We start from the raw sequence: 16,839 nt of genomic DNA, 5'->3' as shown, positions 1-16,839 counted from the left end.
AGGAGAGTAAACGAACGTGGAACTGGAACAGGCACGCAAACGCGCGGAAGAGCTGCGCGTGATCATTGAAAGGAACAACCGTTTATACTATGATCAGGATGCCCCGGAGCTGGAGGATTTTGAATATGACGCTTTGACCCGGGAACTGAAAGCACTGGAGGCAGAATTCCCGCAGCTGGTCACTGCGAATTCTCCGACCCAGAAAGTGGGCGGCACACCCAGCGGGCGCTTTGCCAAGGTGACGCATGCTGTAAAGATGGAAAGCCTGCTGGATGCGTTTTCCTACGACGAACTGCGTGATTTTGACCGCCGGGTACGGGAAGCCGGAATCGAGCCGGAATATGTCGTCGAGATCAAGATCGACGGCCTTTCCTGCAGCCTGGAATATGAAAACGGTGTGCTAGTGCGTGCTTCCACCCGCGGTGACGGCGTGGTGGGTGAAGATGTGACAGCCAATGTCAAGGCCATCAAGCGTATTCCAAAGACTTTGAAAAATGCCCCGGAATATCTGGAAGTGCGCGGCGAGGTCTACATGCCGCACGATGCCTTCCAGCACCTTTGTGCGGAACAGGAATTACAGGGTGCGGCACCGTTCAAAAATCCGCGCAATGCTGCCGCAGGGTCTCTGCGTCAGAAGGATTCTAAGATTACCGGCAGCCGGGGGTTGTCCATCTTCGTATTCAACGTCCAGCAGGTGCGGGGCAGGGAACTGACCAGCCATGCCGAAAGCCTCGATTACCTCAAGAGTCTGGGCCTGCCAGTCTCTCCGCGTTATCATATCGTGCACGATATCGAGGATGCCATTGCAGAGATCGAGCAGATCGGCCAGAACCGTGCCGCACTGGATTTTGATATGGACGGTGCCGTGATCAAGGTGAACAACTTTGCACAGCGGGAACTGCTGGGCTCCACCAACAAATTCCCGCGCTGGGCCATTGCGTTCAAGTATCCGCCCGAGGTCAAGGAGACCACATTGCGCAGTATTGAAGTCGGCGTGGGACGCACCGGCGTTCTGACTCCCACTGCCTGCTTTGACCCGGTGTTTCTGGCAGGTACCACGGTTTCCCGTGCCACCCTTCACAATGAAGATTTTATCCGTCAACTGGGTCTGTGTATCGGAGATACCATTCAGGTGCGCAAGGCGGGTGATATCATTCCGGAGGTCATCGGTGTGACCCGCCACGAACCGGACGCTCAGCCTTACCAGATGCCGGAATTTTGCCCTTCCTGCGGTGCCCCGGCAGTGCACCTGGAAGATGAAGCCGCATTGCGCTGTGTCAACCCGGAATGCCCTGCACAGGCACTCCGCAATATCATCCACTTTGCATCCCGGGATGCCATGGACATCGACGGTCTGGGCACCATGGTCGCCACGCAGCTGGTGGATAAAGGGCTGGTACACTCTGCGGCAGATCTCTATGACTTGACAATAGAGCAGCTGCTCACACTGGAAAAGTTCAAGGAAAAGAGCGCAAACAATCTTCTGCAGGCGATCGAAGCTTCCAAGCAGAACAATCTGGATAAGCTGGTGTTTGCGTTTGGAATTCGCAACATCGGCGATAAAGCCGCCGCATTGCTGGCAGAGCATTTTTGCTCTCTGCAGGCCATCCGGGAAGCAACCGAGGAGCAGATCGGCGAGATTGATGGCTTTGGCGGCGTGATGGCCCAGAGCGTGACTGAATTCTTTGCCAAGGATGGCACTACCGATCTGGTGCACCGCCTGGCCGATGCCGGTGTGAACATGCAGTGGAAGGGAGAGCCCAAGGGCGATAAGCTCGCCGGGAAAACGTTGGTCGTGACCGGAACACTGGAAACACTCTCCCGCAGCGAAGCCGAGGCACTTATCGTAAAGAATGGCGGAAAAGCAAGCGGTTCTGTTTCCAAAAAAACAGCGTATGTGGTGGCTGGTGCCGCTGCAGGTTCCAAGCTGACCAAGGCACAGGCACTGGGTGTGCCTGTGCTGACCGAAGCAGAGTTCCTTGCTATGATCGCAGAGGATAAGTCCCAGCAATAATCAGAAAACCTGTTCTATAAAGCCCGTACAGTTTGGATGCTGTGCGGGCTTTTCTGTGTCCTGTGGGTTCTAACCTCCGGGCCGGTGCATAAACTGATGGCAAAGGACACGGAAGGAGAACAGAAGATGGACGAGTATTATCAGGTGGTGCAGGCTTTGCCCCAATGGCTGGCAAGGCCGCTGGGGCAGCTCCCATCAGAAGACGCAGAGACTGTACATGAGCTGCGGCTCCGGCTGGGCTGTGCTCCACAGTTTACGGTGCAGGGGTGCAGCTGCACACCGACACAGCTGGCACCTGAACTGAACGCACTGCAAACGATGCAGCTGACCCCGTTGCAGATGGAAGAGATCCTGTTCACCCTCTGCGGCGGTTCAGTCCATACCCATCAGACAGAGATCGCACAGGGCTATGTCACACTGGAAAATGGATGTCGGGCAGGGCTTGGCGGGCGTTTTTTGCAAAACCCGGAACAGGGCACGGTTCTGCAGGAGCTCACCTCTGTCAACCTGCGCATTGCCCGGGAAAAGACCGTTCCGCTTCCACAGGAACTGACCGCAGCATTGCGGGGGCATTTCATCGGGATGCTTCTTGTTGGAGAGCCGGGCAGCGGCAAGACCACACTGCTGCGCAGTATTGCCCGGGAGCTCGTCCGGCAGCAGAAGATCCTTTCGGTCATTGATGAACGGCGGGAGCTCTTTGCCGGGAATGCGCCCGGCGAGGCGCTGGATGTTCTTGCCGGGCTCCCCAAGGGACAAGCAGTGCAGATGGTATTGCGCAGCCTTTCGCCACAGGTGATCCTGCTGGATGAGCTGGGAGGTCTGGATGAGGTCACAGCGCTGGAGCAGGGCCTGTTCAGCGGGGTGGATTTTATCGCCACCCTTCATGCTGCCACACCTGAAGAGGCGACCATGCGCCCACAGGTGAAATATCTGATGGAGCGCGGCGCGGTGCGGGTGCTCGTCTGGCTGACCGGCAGACAAGCACCCGGCTGCATCGGGGAGGTGCGGTTTCTATGAGCCCTCTGCGCTGGTTGAGTGTCTGCTGTTTTGTCGTCTGCGGCTGGTGCGCAGGCGACAGCTTTCATCAGCAGGCGCAGGCGCATCTGGAAGCCCTGCACAAAACGCTGGATCTGCTGGAAACGCTGCATCAGGAAATCAGCTTCCGCCGCAGTGACCTGAATCTTCTCTGCCGGAAGCTGATACAGGATGGGCAGCTTCCACCAGAAACGGTTTCGTTACAAACGCTGGAGCCCTTTCCCTCCCTGACCTTAGAAGAACGCACCCGCTTCTCAGAATGTTTTTCAGGCCTGGGACGGTTGGAAGCGGAGCAGGAGTGCAGACGGCTTGAATTGTATCAGGCACAGTTTCAGGCAGCCTTGCAGGAAGGTGAAGCTGCGGCCCGAACGCAGTCGATGCTTTCGCACAAGCTGGGCCTGGCCGCCGGGCTTGCAGCTGCCATTCTGCTGGGATGAATCAGCTCAAAAGGAGAGGACGCGGATGGAGATTGACCTTATCTTCAAAATTGCGGCCATTGGCATCATTGTTGCCGTGCTGAACCAACTGCTGATCCGCTCCGGGCGGGAGGATCAGGCAATGATGACGACATTGGCAGGTCTGGTGGTCGTGCTGTCCATCCTGGTCAAACAGATCAGTGTGCTGTTCGTTACCATCAAGTCGCTGTTTGCACTATGAGTGCAACCGTGGCTGTGTTCGGCATTGCGCTGCTCGCGGCACTGCTCTATGCGGTTCTGGAAAAGCAGGCCCCCGCCTATGCACTCCTGCTCTCCCTTGGGGCAGCGCTGGTGCTGCTGGTGCGGGCCGGGACAAGCATCCGGACAGTACTTTCCGGCATAGCACGCCTGGCTGGACAAGCTGACAGCGGGGCTTTTTCCTGCCTTGTACGGAGTGCGGCTATCGTTCTGCTGACAGATTATACCCGCACCCTGTGTGAGGAAGCCGGGGCAGAATCTTTAGGGTGGTGTGTTGGGCTGGCAGGTCGGTGTCTTGTACTGGCGGCGGCGTGGCCCTTGCTGGAAGAGATCCTGCAGACGATTGGGAGCATTGCAAGATGAAGAACTGGAAGTGGTGGGCTTTTCTGCTGGTGGGGACGAGCTTCTGCCTGTGCGCCCCGACAGCTTTTGCGGCAGAGAGTGCCGGTTTGCACACACAGCTGCCGGGAGCAGAGCTCTGGCAGCCTTATCTCGACCAAAGTCCTGTGGATGCTTTGCAGGTAGCAGAAGACCCGTGGAGCGTTCTGCAAAGTTTTTGCACTTCGTCGCTGTTCCAGACACTGCGGGAAAGCATCCGCGGTTATGCCGCACTGCTGTTGTTTCTGCTCCTGTCTGCCATAGTCAGTCTGTTTCTTGGGGAGGAAGGTGATCACAGCTGGTGTGACCTTGTCTGCGCCGGTGGGTGCGGGATCCTTCTGTGGGAGCCATTGCTTGAAATTGCCCGGCAGCTGTGTGCGCAGATTGAAAGCTGGAACCGCTTTCTCTCCGGTTTTCTTCCTGTCTATGCCGGTGTTCTGATCATGGGCGGTGAGACAAGTGCCGGGGCCGCCGCAAGCGGCTTTTTTCTGACATTGCTTTGTCTGCTGGCACAGGCCCTGACGGCCTTTGTACCGCCCATTCTGGAATGCTACCTTGCATTGAGCATGGCTTGCTGTATCACGGAACAGAGCTGCCTGGGGAACCTGTGCAAAGCGGCAGGGACACTGCTGCAAAAGGGACTTTCCCTTACTGGAAAGCTGCTGGCTGCACTGCTGGGATTCCAGCGCATCTCTGCCGCACAGCTCGACCGAACGGCGCTTCGCACAGGACAGTTTCTCACCGGCACCATTCCCATTGTGGGGCAGAGTTTGAGCGATGCTTCCGAGGCTGTTCTGGCAGGCATCCAATTGCTCAAAAGCGGCCTTGGAATGGCCGCTATCCTGATTTTATTGGCTGAGTTTCTGCCACTGTATCTCGGGATGCTTGCACATCTGGGATGTATCGTTCTCTGCGGGACGCTGTGCAGCCTGACCGGAAACAACCGTGGACAGGCACTGCTTACCTGTTTTGCTTCCGCTGTCCGGTGTATGATGGCCTGTATCGCACTCTTTTTCGGGCTGGCCGTAACAGGAACCGCACTTCTTTTTATGCTGGGAGGCGTTTGATGCAGACATTGAAAAGCGCAGCCGTGATCTTTTGCACTGCCTGTATCTGCGCAGAGCTGCTGGCCCGGCTCACAGGAAACAGCTGGGCCCGACGGTGCATAAAAGCCGTGGCTGGACTATATATTTTAGTGGTGCTTTTACAGGTCATCCCTCAGCTCCGGACAGAAGTTCAGTCCTTTTCTGTGCCGGATCTTTCGCCCGCATCCATGGGCACGCTGGAAGATGCCATTCGGGCTGAACTGGATGCCCGCAGCAGCGGACAGGAAGCAAAGGAGGGGAACCTTTCCAGATGAAGAGCAGGGAACAGAGCCTCTTTGCCGGTTTGCTCCAGAAGCAAAGCCGCACCCAGCTCGCAATCATTCTGGGTGTGGCGGCAATGCTGCTGATCTTATTCTCAGAATTATTCTCGACCCCCGCAAAACCCGCAGCAAGTGCGGGCAGTTCTGCTGCTGTTTCAGAAACTGTCTACCGGGAGCAATTGGAAACGCAGCTGAAAGAGCTGATCGAACAGCTCGATGGGGCAGGAAAAACCGTTGTGATGGTGACACTGGAAAGTGGGGAAGAAACGATCTATGCTGTGGATACGCAGTCCGGCCAGATGCAGAACCAGGAGACCCATGTTCTGCTGGAGGATGGCTCCGCCCTGGAAGAGACGACCTATCTGCCTGCCGTCTGCGGTGTGGCTGTTGTCTGTGATGGTGGGGGAGATGTCCGGGTCGCCGCCCGCATCACAGAGCTTGTCCGGGCACTGCTGGATCTTTCGGCCAATCGAATTTGTGTAGAACAGCGCAAAGGATAACGCACCATGTAATATAAGGAGGAAACAGCTATGAGAGCCATCTCGAAGAATACCCGCAAAGCAACAGCCATTACCCTGGCAGCAGCACTGGTCATTGCCGTTTACCTGAACTGGCAGTATGCCCGCACCGGTGTGACGCTGGAAGAGGATGCAGTCAACGTTTCTGCCGTCAGTCAGGAGACCGTTCCCGTTACGGATGAACTGATGACCGAAGCCGAGGCGGTTTCCAGTGCCAACAAGAATTATGGCGAAGCTCAGCTTGTGAGCGTTGCAAACAACAGCGGCTCCAAGTTCTTTGAGGAAGCGCGGCTCAAGCGGACCAAAGCCCACGATGAAGCCATGGACAGCATTCAGAAAGCGCTGAAATCCGCATCTCTCTCCACGGAAGAAAAGAAGGAGTACACCAGCCAGCTGACCGGAAACCTTGCGGATCTCAACGCGGAAAACGAGATCGAGACACTGGTCAAGGCCAAGGGGTTTGCGGATTGTCTCTGCTTTCTGCAGTCAGGTCGGGCCGATCTGACTGTTATGACCTCGGGCGATGCCTTAACGGCCGCACAGGTAGCGCAGATCCGTGACATTGTGTTGAGCAAGAGCAGTGTGACAGCCCAAAATATCACCGTTGTTGAGGTAAAGTAAGGGAGCAGTTGCGGCAGACAACAGAATGTGGTAAACTAAAACAGAACAATGAAATTGAGCGCCGCTTTTCCAGCGGCGTTTTTGCAGGGAGTGCACCATGAAGGAACCAAAGCTCAAAACTGTTTACGTCTGCTCCAACTGCGGCGAAACCAGCCCGCGCTGGATGGGCCGCTGCCCCAGTTGCGGAAGCTGGAATACCATGAATGAGGATGTTGTTGCGGAAGCGCCCAAGGCAGGGCTTTCCGGCAGCAAAGCGGCAGCACCTGCCCGGCAGGAGGGTGTTACTTCGCTGACAGCCCGGCGGTTGGCCGATATCAGCACTACGGAAGAGAAAAGCCGCATCCTGACCGGCATATCGGAACTTGACCGGGTGCTGGGCGGCGGCATTGTGCTGGGCGGCGTGGTTCTGCTCAGCGGAGAACCGGGTGTTGGCAAATCTACGATGCTTTTGCAGCTCTGCGGTGCCATCTCCAACCAGCATTCTGTTTTGTATATCACGGGTGAGGAATCTGTCCGTCAGGTCAAACTGCGTGCTGCACGGTTGAAAGTGCCGCAGGAGAATATTTATCTTGCTGCGGAGAACGATGTGGACGAGATCTGCGGCTTGATTGAAAAGGAAAAGCCGGAGCTTGTAGTCATCGACTCTATCCAGACGATGCGCTGTATGGATCTTTCTTCCTCTGCCGGTACGGTCAGTCAGGTCAAGGAGAGCGCCGCCCGTCTGCTGGCGGTAGCCAAAAAGCAGGAGATCCCCATGTTCATTGTGGGCCATGTCAACAAAGACGGAGCCATTGCAGGCCCCAAGGTCATGGAGCACATCGTGGATACTGTGCTCTACTTTGAGGGCGACAAGATGCTGCCTTATCGCATTCTGCGGGCCGCCAAGAACCGCTATGGCTCCACCAATGAACTGGGCATGTTTGATATGACAGGGCAGGGGCTGGAGGAGATCGAAAACCCTTCCCAGATGCTTTTGGAAGGCCGTCCGCTGGGGGTTTCCGGCAACTGCGTCGCCTGTACGATGGAGGGCAGCCGCCCCATTCTAAGCGAGATCCAGGCCCTTGCCACCAAAACGAATTTCCCGGCACCGCGCCGTGCCTGCAGCGGCTATGATTATAACCGCATGAATCTACTCATTGCCGTTCTGGAAAAGCGGGCCGGGTATTTCTTTGGCAATCTGGATGTCTATATCAATATAGTGGGCGGCATTGCCCTGCGGGATACTGCCTGCGATCTGGCGGTCTGCCTGTGTATGGTGTCGTCTCTGCTGGACTGCCCCGTGAGCGATAAGCTCATTGCCATTGGAGAAGTGGGTCTGGGCGGTGAGGTGCGCAGTGTGCCCAACCTTGAACAACGCCTGCGGGAAGCCGAGCGCATCGGCTTTGAGCGGGCTGTGGTGCCAAAACATAGCCTTGCCCACCTGAACCCGGCAGATTATCCGGGCATGAAGCTGATAGGTGCGGCTTATATCTCGGATGCGATCCATGCATTGAAATCAGACCGGTTGTAACGAATTTACGGAGAAACTATGTCGATCTATCTTGATGAAAAAAATCCGGGCAAGCACCCACCGTTTGATGATGCTTCGCTGGATATTGTGGAATATGTGCGGTACCTGGAGGTGATCGCGGGCAAAAGCGCCAACACGGCCTTCAGTTATTACTGCGATCTGCGCGGTTTTTCCCGTTTTATGAAACGCCGCCGCGGGCTGGTTCCGGCAGATACGGAGATCAAGGATATTGACCCCAAGGGTCTGGATACAGCCTTCTGGGGCAGTGTGAGTAAAGAGGACATCTATGAATATCTCTATTTCCTGAACCGCGAATGCGGCAACAAAAAATCCTCGACCGCCCGGCGGCTGGCCAGCCTGCACGGCTTTTATGATTACTTGGTCAATCAGGTCAATAAGCTGACAGAGAACCCGACTGCCTCCATCAAGCCGCCCAAGCAGGATAAGGTCCTGCCCAAATATCTGACAGCGGAACAGTCCATGGATCTGCTGGAGAGCACGCAATATCAGAGCGATTTTCCGGAGCGGGATTACTGCATGGTGGTTCTATTCCTGAACTGCGGAATGCGACTTTCTGAGTTGGTGGGCATGGATCTGGGCGATATCGATCTGGAACAGCGGCAGATCAGGCTCTTTGGCAAGGGCCACAAGGAACGGATGGTCTATCTGAATGAGGCCTGCGTCGAAGCCCTGCAGCTCTACCTGGCCAAACGCAACACGATGGAGGGCCTGAATCCAAAGGAAAAGGCTGTGTTTGTGACGCGCCGCCGGAAGGAGCGCATTTCCAACCGCAGGGTGGAGCAGCTCGTCACCGGTGCCATGAAAGCAGCCGGGCTCAAGGGCTTTTCCACCCATAAGCTGCGTCATACTGCGGCAACGCTGATGTATCAGACCGGCAATGTGGATATTTTGACCCTCAAGCAGCTGCTGGGTCACAGCAGTGTGGGTACAACGCAAATTTATACGCATCTGCAAGAATTTCAGGTGCGTGCCGCCATTGAGCAGAACCCGCTGGGCACGGTCACACCCGAAAAAGCACGCTTGGATACAACAAAACGGGCAGCAGGGGAGAACAGAGGGGAAAATAACGTCGATTCGATGGATGTTGAAAAATCTACCGGCCCGATGGAAGCTTTTGAGGGTGCTGCCAATGATGGCATCCGGGTGGATATCTCTTCTATGACCGGGGATAAGGAAACTGTATGAACTATATCAACTTCTCTAAGAGCTATCATGTGCGGATGTTGATAGAACGCGATATTCCGTTGATTTTAAGACTTTGTGAGAAAAACGAGCAGTTTTATGAACATTGTCCGCCATTTGTAACTGCGGAAAGCATTCGGGATGATATGTGTGCCTTGCCGCAGCGCAAAATGGACGAACCTCAGGATAAGTATGATCTCGGATTTTTTGATGATGCCGAGCAGCTTGTGGCTGTGTTGGACTTTATTGACCATTATCCAACGGAACAAAGCTGCTTCATCGGATTCTTTATGATGGAACGTTCTGTACAGGGACATGGCATTGGAAGCAGGATCATCACAGAGCTGTGTGTGTATCTGCACAGTCTGGGTTACGAGTATATCCGGCTGGGTTACGTGGATGGCAACAAGCAAAGTGAATCATTCTGGAAAAAGAATCAGTTCACAGATACCGGATTGAGAAATCACACGCAGGACTATACGGTCGTTGTAATGAACCGGATGCTGTAACAGATCAATAACAGGAAAAACGTGTGTAAAAAACGCAAAATACACAGTTATTGTAAAACAGGCCGCCGGAGCTCAAATCGAGCCGAGGCGGCCTTAAAAACGCCCAAAACTGGAAAAGAGGGCTTTTTCACTCCCCTATATTTCGCATAACCTGCATTATACGAAAAGATAATAATCAAAAAATCAGACCCTCCTCTCTCTTCCCGCTGCTGGTTCTGAGATTTCAGAGGGTCTGACCGATCATATGTACCCATCACTCTTCCGGCAATGGTGTGGTTTCAAAGTATGCGCAGATCGCTTCATAGTATGCACGAGCAGTCCGCCTACATCCGTCCTCACTGCCGAACTGGGCTACGTCCGTATCGCTGGTCACAAAACACTGCTCCGCCAGCACGGCTGGACAATTTACATCTTCCAGAATCGTAAAGCTGCGCTCTACACGCACTTCCTTGTGGCTGCTCTCCACCAACTGTTTTACTTCCCCTTGGTAATAGATATATCGGATTCCCCCGCGTCCCCGCAGGCTGGCCCCTGCCGCCTGCATAGCCCTGGCAAGCTGCTTTGCAAAATAATAGCTCTCCTGATGGTATGCTCGTCCCGGAACAGCCGGATAACATTCAAACCCGGCTGCGCTGGAGCCTTCGGGTGCTGAATTACCATGGATGGACAACAACAGATCCGGATCCTGTGCATTGGCGGCAGCGGCGCGTTCAGCAGGTTTTGCGGTGCTGTCGTAACTTTCCCGGGTGGTCAGTGGGATATAATTGGGGTCACGCTCCAGCCAGGCGCTCAAAGCCTCCGCTGTGGCAGCGGTCATCTCGCTTTCCTGCACCACTCCCCTTGCCCCTGGATCTGAGCCGCCATGTCCTGCATCGATCACAATACGGTACGGCGGCTCACCGATGGTCGGACGAAAATCATCATCGTCTACGGTCGGTGTTGGCTGTCCAATGGAGAAAGCCGCCTGCCACAGATACAGCCCAAAACTGACACCAATAAAACAGAGAACCAGAACCACTGCGCTGCCAAAGGAAAAGCCATTGCCCCTTTTCTTCCTTTTGCGCTGTACCGAATGTTTTGCCATGATGACTTCCCTGCCGTTTTATAAGAAACGCCCGCCTAAAGAATAATCTTCCGGACGGGCGCTGCCGGGAAACTCCCGGTATGTTTTTACTTCAATTCAACCACGGTCACACCGCTCTCGCCCTCACCATAACGGCCCAGCCGGAAGCTTTTGACCATCCGGTTGCCGCGCAGATATTTATGAATCGCGGTGCGCAGAGCTCCGGTGCCGTTGCCATGGATCAGGTACACCACTGTCTGCCCGTTCAGAATGGCGCGATCGATATAAGCATCCACCTCAGGCAGAGCCTCATCCACAGTCAGGCCCAGCAGATTCAGCTCCATTTTGGCCGAACGCTGCACACGCTCTACCCTGCCGTTGGGCCGGTTTGCATCGCCCGTCAGGCGGGAATAGCGCTGCTGTGCCTTGGTTTTGGGCTGAGGCTCTTTGATGAGCTTATCCGGCTGCTTCAGGCCCTTGAGCGGGACCTTAGTCTTGATGATGCCGGCACGCACCAGAACATCGCCGTTTTTATCCGGCAGTGCCAGCACGGTGGCCAGCTGGTTGAGCTCTGCAATGCAGACCTCCTGCCCTACCTTGACTTCTTTCAGTGGGACAAACTCCTTGACAGGGTTATGCACCACCTCAGTGCCGATAAAGAGCTTTTCAGACTCTTTCTTTGCAATCTCGCGGGCACGTTGGGCTTTCTGCTGGGTGCTCAGGCGCTCGTCCTTCTGCAGCTGGCGCAGCTCATCGGTCAGTGCATACGCCTTGCTTTCCACCTGCTGTGCCAGCGCACGGGCCTTGGCACGGGCAGCTTCCAACTCGTTTTCGCCCTGCTGGATCAATTCATCCCGCTTTTTCTGAGCGGCCTCCAGCTGGTGAGAAGCCTCATTCTTCAGCTCCTCAACCTCGTCCTGGCTTTCTTTCAGCTGCAGCTTCAGGTCGTCCAGCTGGCCCAAAACTGCATCCAAGCGCTTATCCTCGGCAGACAGATGCTGTTGGGCTGCCTCAATGACACGCTCCGGGATGCCCAGCTTCTCACTGATGAGGAAGGCGTTGGACTTGCCGGGCACACCTACGCTCAGCTTGTAAGTCGGGCGCAGTGTCTCCAGATCAAACTCACAGCTGGCATTGACTACACCCTTGGTTTCCAGCGCAAACACCTTCAGTTCGGCGTAGTGAGTGGTTGCCATCAGCAGCACACCGCGGCGGCGTAGTTCCTCGATGATGGCCACAGCCAGTGCTGCACCTTCGGCAGGGTCAGTGCCCGCGCCAAGCTCATCCAATAAGACCAGCGTGTGCGGCATGGCAAGTTCCAGAATACCGGTGATCTTCTTCATGTGGCCAGAGAAAGTAGAAAGGCTCTGTTCGATGCTCTGCTCATCACCGATGTCCACAAGAAATTCATCGAACACGCAGATCTCACTGCGCTCATCGGCAGGAATCAGGAAGCCGCACTGTGCCATTGCGCACAGCAGACCCGCCGTTTTCAGGGTGACAGTTTTACCACCGGTGTTCGGGCCGGTGATGATGAGCGAATCGTACTCTTTACCCAACGCAATGTCCACAGGTACACACTTTTTGGGGTCAATGAGCGGATGACGCGCCCGGATGAGCGAAAAGGAGCTGTCGGTGCGGACAGAGGGCTTGAATGCCTTCATATCCAGAGCCAGACGAGCCTTTGCCAACAGCACATCAATTTCCAGCATTGCCTTGTAGCTGTACTGGAACTGAGGCTCAATGGCGGCTACCTGTGCCGTAAATGCCACCAGAATGCGTTCGATCTCCTGCGCCTCCTGTGCACGGTACTGCAGAATGCGTGCGTTTGCTTCCACGACCGCCTGCGGCTCCACAAAGACAGTAGCGCCGGTGGACGAGACATCATGGATGATGCCACTCACCTCGCCGCGATACTCGCTCTTAACGGGCACAACATACCGTCCATTGCGAATGGAGACTACACTCTCCTGCAAATACTTGGAGGTATCCATATTGCGGACCATGCTTTCAAGCCGGTCGCGGATGCTGTTTTCCGTAGCGCGGATTTTTTTGCGCAGCTCGTTCAGGGTGTGGGAAGCCGTGTCTGCCATGGCATCCGGAGCCAGAATGGCGCTGGAGATCTGCTGCTCCAGCCCGGGCTGAGGTGCCAGCGCGTAGAACAGATCATCTGTAGGCAGAGCATCATGTTCCGAGGAACCATACCAGCTGGTCAGGTTCTGAAAGTTGCGCAGAGCGCCGGCCACCATCAGCAGTTCCCCCATGGAGAGCACACCGCCCTTGACCGCACGGGCTACCAGAGAGCTGACACCCTCTACCCCGCCAAAGCGCGGAGACCCGTTTTTGATGAGCAGACTGTTGATGGCATCGGTCTGTTCCAGCGCGTAACGCACCTCATCAGGATCGCACTGAGGCTCCAGAGCCAGCAGCTGCTCTCTAGCTTCCTTGCACACGCAGCCCTCGGATGCACGCGCAATGATCTTATCAAGCTCTAAAGTTTTCAAATAGCTTGTTTCCATGTTTGTTCCCTATATCAAAATTGTTTATCCCGGTCAAGATTGTTTATCCCGGTCAAGGCAGAACGGATTTCAAAAAGTCGTAACTTTTCAGCGGTTTGTCCAGGTGGGTCAAAGCGTAGCGCTCTGCCACCGCAGACAGCTTTGCCAGACTGCCGACCGAGATTTTAAATGCAAATATTTTCTTATCTTCTACAAGGCAGATATGACGCAAGGCATACAAGGCACCCATGTCCAGATTGCAGGTTTTGCCCGCCTTTTTCGCACAGTCTTCACAGAGCAGAATGCCCTCCTGCGGGTCAAGATAAAACGCGGGACCATCGTATTTTTCACAGATCCTGCAGCAGACCAGCTGCGGCAGAAAGCCGCACTCGCTCATGGTGCGTAGCTCAAACACAGCCTTGACCACACGCAGGTCGGTTTTCCCCTCGCTGATCATATACAGGCAGTTCAGCAGCAGGCGCAGTTCCTTGGCAGCTTCCTCCCCCGTAGGAGAAAGCGCCGCCGCCATCTCGGCAAGATACATGGCAAGGCTCATCCCCTCGATGGTGGAGGAAATGCCGTGAAATACGTTGCGCACTTCCGCTTCTCGGATGGTGTACATATTCCGGCCTGGCAGCAGCACAAATTCGGAGTAGCAAAAAAGCCCGCAGGCGCTGAATAATTTGTTCTTCAGCCGCAGGCTGCTCTGTGCTGAGGCCGAAATGACCCCCAGCTCCGGTGTAAGAATGGTCAAAATCCGGTCAGATTCCTTGTACCGGGTCTCTTTTAACACAAGCCCAGGTGTTACGATCGTATCCATCTGCATATTCTCCCTGCCCGAGCAGTGTCCCGGGCAATGTAAAGAGAAAAATCAACGATTATTCGGGTTCTGTTTGAAGCCAAAGTTGTTCAACAGAAACTCATTGTCCCGCCAATCTGCTTTGACCTTGACCCAGCACTGCAGGTTGACCCGGCAGCCAAGAAATTCCTCACAGTCTGCACGGGCAGAGCTGGCGATCTTTTTCAGCATCGCACCGCCCTTGCCAATGACCATGCCCTTATGGCTCTCGCGTTCGCAGTAGATATTTACGTCGATATCCACCAGATCTGTACCGGGGCGCTCCTTGAAGCGCTCCACCACGACTGCAATGCCATGTGGGATTTCATCCCGCATATACAGCAGTGCCTTTTCACGGATGACCTCCGCCACCAGTTCCTTTTCCGGCATATCGGTGTAGGCATCATCGTCAAAGTAGTGTGGGCCCTCCACAGCATACTGGCTCAGGGCATCGAACAGTTCCTCACAGTGGTCGTCTGCCCGGACGCTTACGGTGTAAATGGCATCAAACACACCCAGCTCCTTGAGCTCAGCCTTGCGGGCTTCCAGATCAGCAGGCTCCTTGACAAGATCGGTCTTATTGATGACTGCAATGGCCGGGCCGCCGCTGCTGCGCAGAGCGTCCACCAGAACCATCTCCGGCTCATTCAGAGCACCGTATGGCTCAAACAGCATCATGGAGACATCCACATCCGCGATGGAATCGCTGGCCGTCTTGTCCATCCGCTTGCCAAGCTTATTGTGGGCCTTATGCACGCCCGGGGTGTCCAGCAGAACATACTGCAGGGGGCCGCGGGTCACAACGCCGGTGATGCGGGTGCGGGTCGTCTGGGGTTTGGAGGTGACAATGGCCACCTTCTCCCCCACCAGACGATTGGTCAGACTGGATTTGCCCACGTTCGGGCGGCCGATGACCGCCACGAACACAGATGAGGTATCGTAATGCTGCTGCATGGGTGCTGCGTTTTTCAAAATAGAACTCCTATCCTTTGCCGGTATCTTTGATCATTCCGTATAGCTGACGGTGCGGGGCAGGCCAAGCTGGGTCAGCACAGCCTCTTCCTTTTCGCGCATCCGCATGGCTTCCAGACCACCGTTCTCATGGTCGTAGCCCAGCAGATGCAGCATGGAATGAACGGTCAGGAAAGCGACTTCACGCTGCAGCGGATGGCCGTAGAGCGTTGCCTGCTCCTGAGCACGTTCCATGCTGATGACGATATCCCCCAGCATCTTGCAGCCGTTGTTCTCATCCACATCGTAAACGCCGTTTTCTCCCAGAGGAAAGCTCAACACATCGGTGGGCATCGGCTTGTTGCGGTACTGATTGTTCAGCTCTGCAATGGCAGCGTTATCCACAAAAGTCACGCTGATCTCAGCAGGCTCATCGAAGTGCTCATATTCCAGCACAGCATTGCAGGCACGGCGGATCAGGATCCGCAGGCCAGAAGGCACTTTTACGGCTTTCTGTGAATTGGTAATCAAAACTTTATTGGACATAACATTCCTCTCCCTTCATTTTATGCTGCAATTGCAGCTTTCCGCGTCGGTTTCAACGCTTGGCCGGGTGCGCAGCCGCTTCGTAGGCCTTGATGATCTCCTGCACCAGACGATGGCGGACAACATCCTTCTCCGTAAAATAGCACTGTGCAATGCCATCCACGTTCTTGAGAATATGCAGCGCATCCACAAGGCCGCTGCGGGTACGGTCCGGCAGATCGATCTGGGTCACATCGCCGGTCACAACCACCTTGGAACCTACACCCATACGGGTCAGAAACATCTTCATCTGCTCCGGTGTGGTATTCTGCGCCTCATCCAGGATGATAAAGGAATCATCCAGCGTGCGGCCGCGCATATATGCCAGCGGAGCAACCTCAATGATCTGCTTTTCCACCAGGCGCTCATAGGTCTCGGCACCCAGCATATCGAACAGGCCATCGTAGAGAGGACGCAGGTAAGGGTCTACCTTCTGCTGCAGATCACCGGGCAGAAAACCCAGCTTCTCGCCTGCTTCCACGGCGGGGCGGGTCAGCACAATGCGGGAAACATCCTTGGCCTTGAACGCTTTGACCGCCATCGCAACGGCCAGGTAGGTCTTGCCGGTACCGGCGGGACCTACGCCAAAGGTCACAGCATTCTTGCGGATAGCATTCAGATATTCCTTCTGTCCCAGTGTCTTGGGGCGGATGGGGCGGCCCTTGACTGTGACCGTGACAAAATCCTCAGTCAGCTCCCGGACACGCTGCTCCTTTCCATCGTGAGCAAGGCTCAGGCAGTAGCGCACCGTCTGATCCTCCAGCGGCGTGTGGTTTTCGATCAGGAGCAGCATCCCCTCCACGGCACGCACAGCAGCGGCCACGTTGGCCTCCTCGCCAGAGAGGCGAAGCATCGTACCCCGGCAGACTGCCGTGACAGAGAACTCCTTTTCCAATAGACGAATGTTGCGGTCACAGTTGCCAAAGATGGCAGCGGCGATCTCCACACTATCCAACTCAATACTTTTTTCGGCCATGTAGCTCCTCCAGCGGTTTATGAATTTCCACATCTATTGTACCACCAAAGGCTCAAATAGAAAACTGTGAAACTTGCACAAAATATTTTCAACATTTTGG

Annotated in this window: 18 protein-coding genes; 12 read left to right on the top strand and 6 right to left on the bottom strand. The window is 55.2% G+C overall.

Annotated elements, in window-relative coordinates; translation table 11 throughout:
• Window positions 1-16 precede the first annotated feature (16 nt).
• The 12 genes from ligA to MTP40_RS07040 all read left to right on the top strand — a co-directional run bounded on the left by ligA (window position 17) and on the right by MTP40_RS07040 (window position 9,828).
• The gene (ligA, locus tag MTP40_RS07095; protein WP_207683864.1) at window positions 17-2,014 is read left to right on the top strand and encodes an NAD-dependent DNA ligase LigA; all 1,998 of its coding nucleotides are present in this window, start codon (window positions 17-19) and stop codon (window positions 2,012-2,014) included.
• Between the two features lie 96 nt (window positions 2,015-2,110).
• Window positions 2,111-3,031, top strand: coding sequence for an ATPase, T2SS/T4P/T4SS family (locus tag MTP40_RS07090; RefSeq protein ID WP_242699244.1), 921 nt, complete (start codon window positions 2,111-2,113; stop codon window positions 3,029-3,031).
• Complete coding sequence (locus tag MTP40_RS07085) at window positions 3,028-3,486, top strand: hypothetical protein (protein WP_097771140.1); 459 nt, start codon at window positions 3,028-3,030, stop codon at window positions 3,484-3,486. The genes MTP40_RS07090 and MTP40_RS07085 overlap by 4 nt, the downstream gene beginning before the upstream one ends.
• Before the next feature lie 25 nt (window positions 3,487-3,511).
• The gene (spoIIIAC, locus tag MTP40_RS07080; protein ID WP_005934292.1) at window positions 3,512-3,706 is read left to right on the top strand and encodes a stage III sporulation protein AC; all 195 of its coding nucleotides are present in this window, start codon (window positions 3,512-3,514) and stop codon (window positions 3,704-3,706) included.
• Entirely contained in the window at window positions 3,703-4,086 is a 384-nt protein-coding gene (locus tag MTP40_RS07075; RefSeq protein WP_156073836.1) for a SpoIIIAC/SpoIIIAD family protein, read from the top strand. The genes spoIIIAC and MTP40_RS07075 overlap by 4 nt, the downstream gene beginning before the upstream one ends.
• Window positions 4,083-5,168 carry a stage III sporulation protein AE gene (locus tag MTP40_RS07070; RefSeq protein ID WP_207683861.1) on the top strand — a complete coding sequence of 362 codons (1,086 nt, stop codon included), beginning with the start codon at window positions 4,083-4,085 and terminating at the stop codon, window positions 5,166-5,168. Before MTP40_RS07075 ends, MTP40_RS07070 begins: the two co-directional genes overlap by 4 nt.
• Window positions 5,168-5,461: a hypothetical protein gene (locus MTP40_RS07065; protein WP_249260074.1), complete on the top strand. Its 294-nt coding sequence runs from the start codon at window positions 5,168-5,170 to the stop codon at window positions 5,459-5,461. Before MTP40_RS07070 ends, MTP40_RS07065 begins: the two co-directional genes overlap by 1 nt.
• Window positions 5,458-5,967 carry a stage III sporulation protein AG gene (locus tag MTP40_RS07060; RefSeq protein ID WP_156061135.1) on the top strand — a complete coding sequence of 170 codons (510 nt, stop codon included), beginning with the start codon at window positions 5,458-5,460 and terminating at the stop codon, window positions 5,965-5,967. Before MTP40_RS07065 ends, MTP40_RS07060 begins: the two co-directional genes overlap by 4 nt.
• 30 nt (window positions 5,968-5,997) lie before the next feature.
• Complete coding sequence (locus MTP40_RS07055) at window positions 5,998-6,606, top strand: SpoIIIAH-like family protein (protein ID WP_005934277.1); 609 nt, start codon at window positions 5,998-6,000, stop codon at window positions 6,604-6,606.
• Window positions 6,607-6,703: 97 nt separating this feature from the next.
• Window positions 6,704-8,116: a DNA repair protein RadA gene (radA, locus tag MTP40_RS07050; protein WP_117476182.1), complete on the top strand. Its 1,413-nt coding sequence runs from the start codon at window positions 6,704-6,706 to the stop codon at window positions 8,114-8,116.
• Between the two features lie 18 nt (window positions 8,117-8,134).
• Window positions 8,135-9,322, top strand: a complete 1,188-nt coding sequence (locus MTP40_RS07045) for a tyrosine-type recombinase/integrase (RefSeq protein ID WP_249260073.1) — start codon at window positions 8,135-8,137, stop codon at window positions 9,320-9,322.
• Window positions 9,319-9,828 carry a GNAT family N-acetyltransferase gene (locus tag MTP40_RS07040; protein WP_249260072.1) on the top strand — a complete coding sequence of 170 codons (510 nt, stop codon included), beginning with the start codon at window positions 9,319-9,321 and terminating at the stop codon, window positions 9,826-9,828. The genes MTP40_RS07045 and MTP40_RS07040 overlap by 4 nt, the downstream gene beginning before the upstream one ends.
• 253 nt (window positions 9,829-10,081) lie before the next feature.
• On the opposite strand, the gene MTP40_RS07035 is transcribed toward MTP40_RS07040, so the two are convergent.
• From MTP40_RS07035 to MTP40_RS07010, 6 genes are all read right to left on the bottom strand, one after another.
• On the bottom strand, window positions 10,082-10,912 hold the full coding sequence (locus tag MTP40_RS07035; protein WP_249260071.1) for an N-acetylmuramoyl-L-alanine amidase: 831 nt from the start codon (window positions 10,910-10,912) through the stop codon (window positions 10,082-10,084).
• An 86-nt stretch (window positions 10,913-10,998) separates the two neighbouring features.
• Entirely contained in the window at window positions 10,999-13,410 is a 2,412-nt protein-coding gene (locus MTP40_RS07030) for an endonuclease MutS2 (RefSeq protein ID WP_249260070.1), read from the bottom strand.
• A 52-nt stretch (window positions 13,411-13,462) separates the two neighbouring features.
• A complete protein-coding gene (recO, locus tag MTP40_RS07025; RefSeq protein WP_249260069.1) occupies window positions 13,463-14,209 on the bottom strand; it encodes a DNA repair protein RecO in 747 nt (248 codons plus the stop codon).
• Window positions 14,210-14,260: 51 nt separating this feature from the next.
• Window positions 14,261-15,181 carry a GTPase Era gene (era, locus tag MTP40_RS07020; protein WP_005934257.1) on the bottom strand — a complete coding sequence of 307 codons (921 nt, stop codon included), beginning with the start codon at window positions 15,179-15,181 and terminating at the stop codon, window positions 14,261-14,263.
• A gap of 51 nt (window positions 15,182-15,232) precedes the next feature.
• A complete protein-coding gene (gene ybeY, locus MTP40_RS07015) occupies window positions 15,233-15,724 on the bottom strand; it encodes an rRNA maturation RNase YbeY (RefSeq protein ID WP_005934255.1) in 492 nt (163 codons plus the stop codon).
• A gap of 52 nt (window positions 15,725-15,776) precedes the next feature.
• Window positions 15,777-16,739, bottom strand: a complete 963-nt coding sequence (locus tag MTP40_RS07010) for a PhoH family protein (RefSeq protein WP_035394446.1) — start codon at window positions 16,737-16,739, stop codon at window positions 15,777-15,779.
• Window positions 16,740-16,839 lie beyond the last annotated feature (100 nt).

Source organism: Faecalibacterium sp. IP-3-29 (assembly GCF_023347335.1).
Classification (GTDB): domain Bacteria; phylum Bacillota; class Clostridia; order Oscillospirales; family Ruminococcaceae; genus Faecalibacterium; species Faecalibacterium duncaniae.
This window is presented reverse-complemented; position numbering and strand designations above follow the sequence as displayed.

Coding starts and splice junctions, on each gene's coding strand:
- MTP40_RS07060 (WP_156061135.1), top strand. CDS start 5,458: ATGAAGAGCAGGGAACAGAGCCTCTTTGCCGGTTTGCTCCAGAAGCAA.
- radA (WP_117476182.1), top strand. CDS start 6,704: ATGAAGGAACCAAAGCTCAAAACTGTTTACGTCTGCTCCAACTGCGGC.
- MTP40_RS07075 (WP_156073836.1), top strand. CDS start 3,703: ATGAGTGCAACCGTGGCTGTGTTCGGCATTGCGCTGCTCGCGGCACTG.
- MTP40_RS07065 (WP_249260074.1), top strand. CDS start 5,168: ATGCAGACATTGAAAAGCGCAGCCGTGATCTTTTGCACTGCCTGTATC.
- MTP40_RS07055 (WP_005934277.1), top strand. CDS start 5,998: ATGAGAGCCATCTCGAAGAATACCCGCAAAGCAACAGCCATTACCCTG.
- MTP40_RS07070 (WP_207683861.1), top strand. CDS start 4,083: ATGAAGAACTGGAAGTGGTGGGCTTTTCTGCTGGTGGGGACGAGCTTC.
- era (WP_005934257.1), bottom strand. CDS start 15,181: ATGCAGCAGCATTACGATACCTCATCTGTGTTCGTGGCGGTCATCGGC.
- MTP40_RS07045 (WP_249260073.1), top strand. CDS start 8,135: ATGTCGATCTATCTTGATGAAAAAAATCCGGGCAAGCACCCACCGTTT.
- MTP40_RS07030 (WP_249260070.1), bottom strand. CDS start 13,410: ATGGAAACAAGCTATTTGAAAACTTTAGAGCTTGATAAGATCATTGCG.
- ybeY (WP_005934255.1), bottom strand. CDS start 15,724: ATGTCCAATAAAGTTTTGATTACCAATTCACAGAAAGCCGTAAAAGTG.
- MTP40_RS07090 (WP_242699244.1), top strand. CDS start 2,111: ATGGCAAAGGACACGGAAGGAGAACAGAAGATGGACGAGTATTATCAG.
- MTP40_RS07085 (WP_097771140.1), top strand. CDS start 3,028: ATGAGCCCTCTGCGCTGGTTGAGTGTCTGCTGTTTTGTCGTCTGCGGC.
- MTP40_RS07040 (WP_249260072.1), top strand. CDS start 9,319: ATGAACTATATCAACTTCTCTAAGAGCTATCATGTGCGGATGTTGATA.
- MTP40_RS07010 (WP_035394446.1), bottom strand. CDS start 16,739: ATGGCCGAAAAAAGTATTGAGTTGGATAGTGTGGAGATCGCCGCTGCC.
- recO (WP_249260069.1), bottom strand. CDS start 14,209: ATGGATACGATCGTAACACCTGGGCTTGTGTTAAAAGAGACCCGGTAC.
- MTP40_RS07035 (WP_249260071.1), bottom strand. CDS start 10,912: ATGGCAAAACATTCGGTACAGCGCAAAAGGAAGAAAAGGGGCAATGGC.
- spoIIIAC (WP_005934292.1), top strand. CDS start 3,512: ATGGAGATTGACCTTATCTTCAAAATTGCGGCCATTGGCATCATTGTT.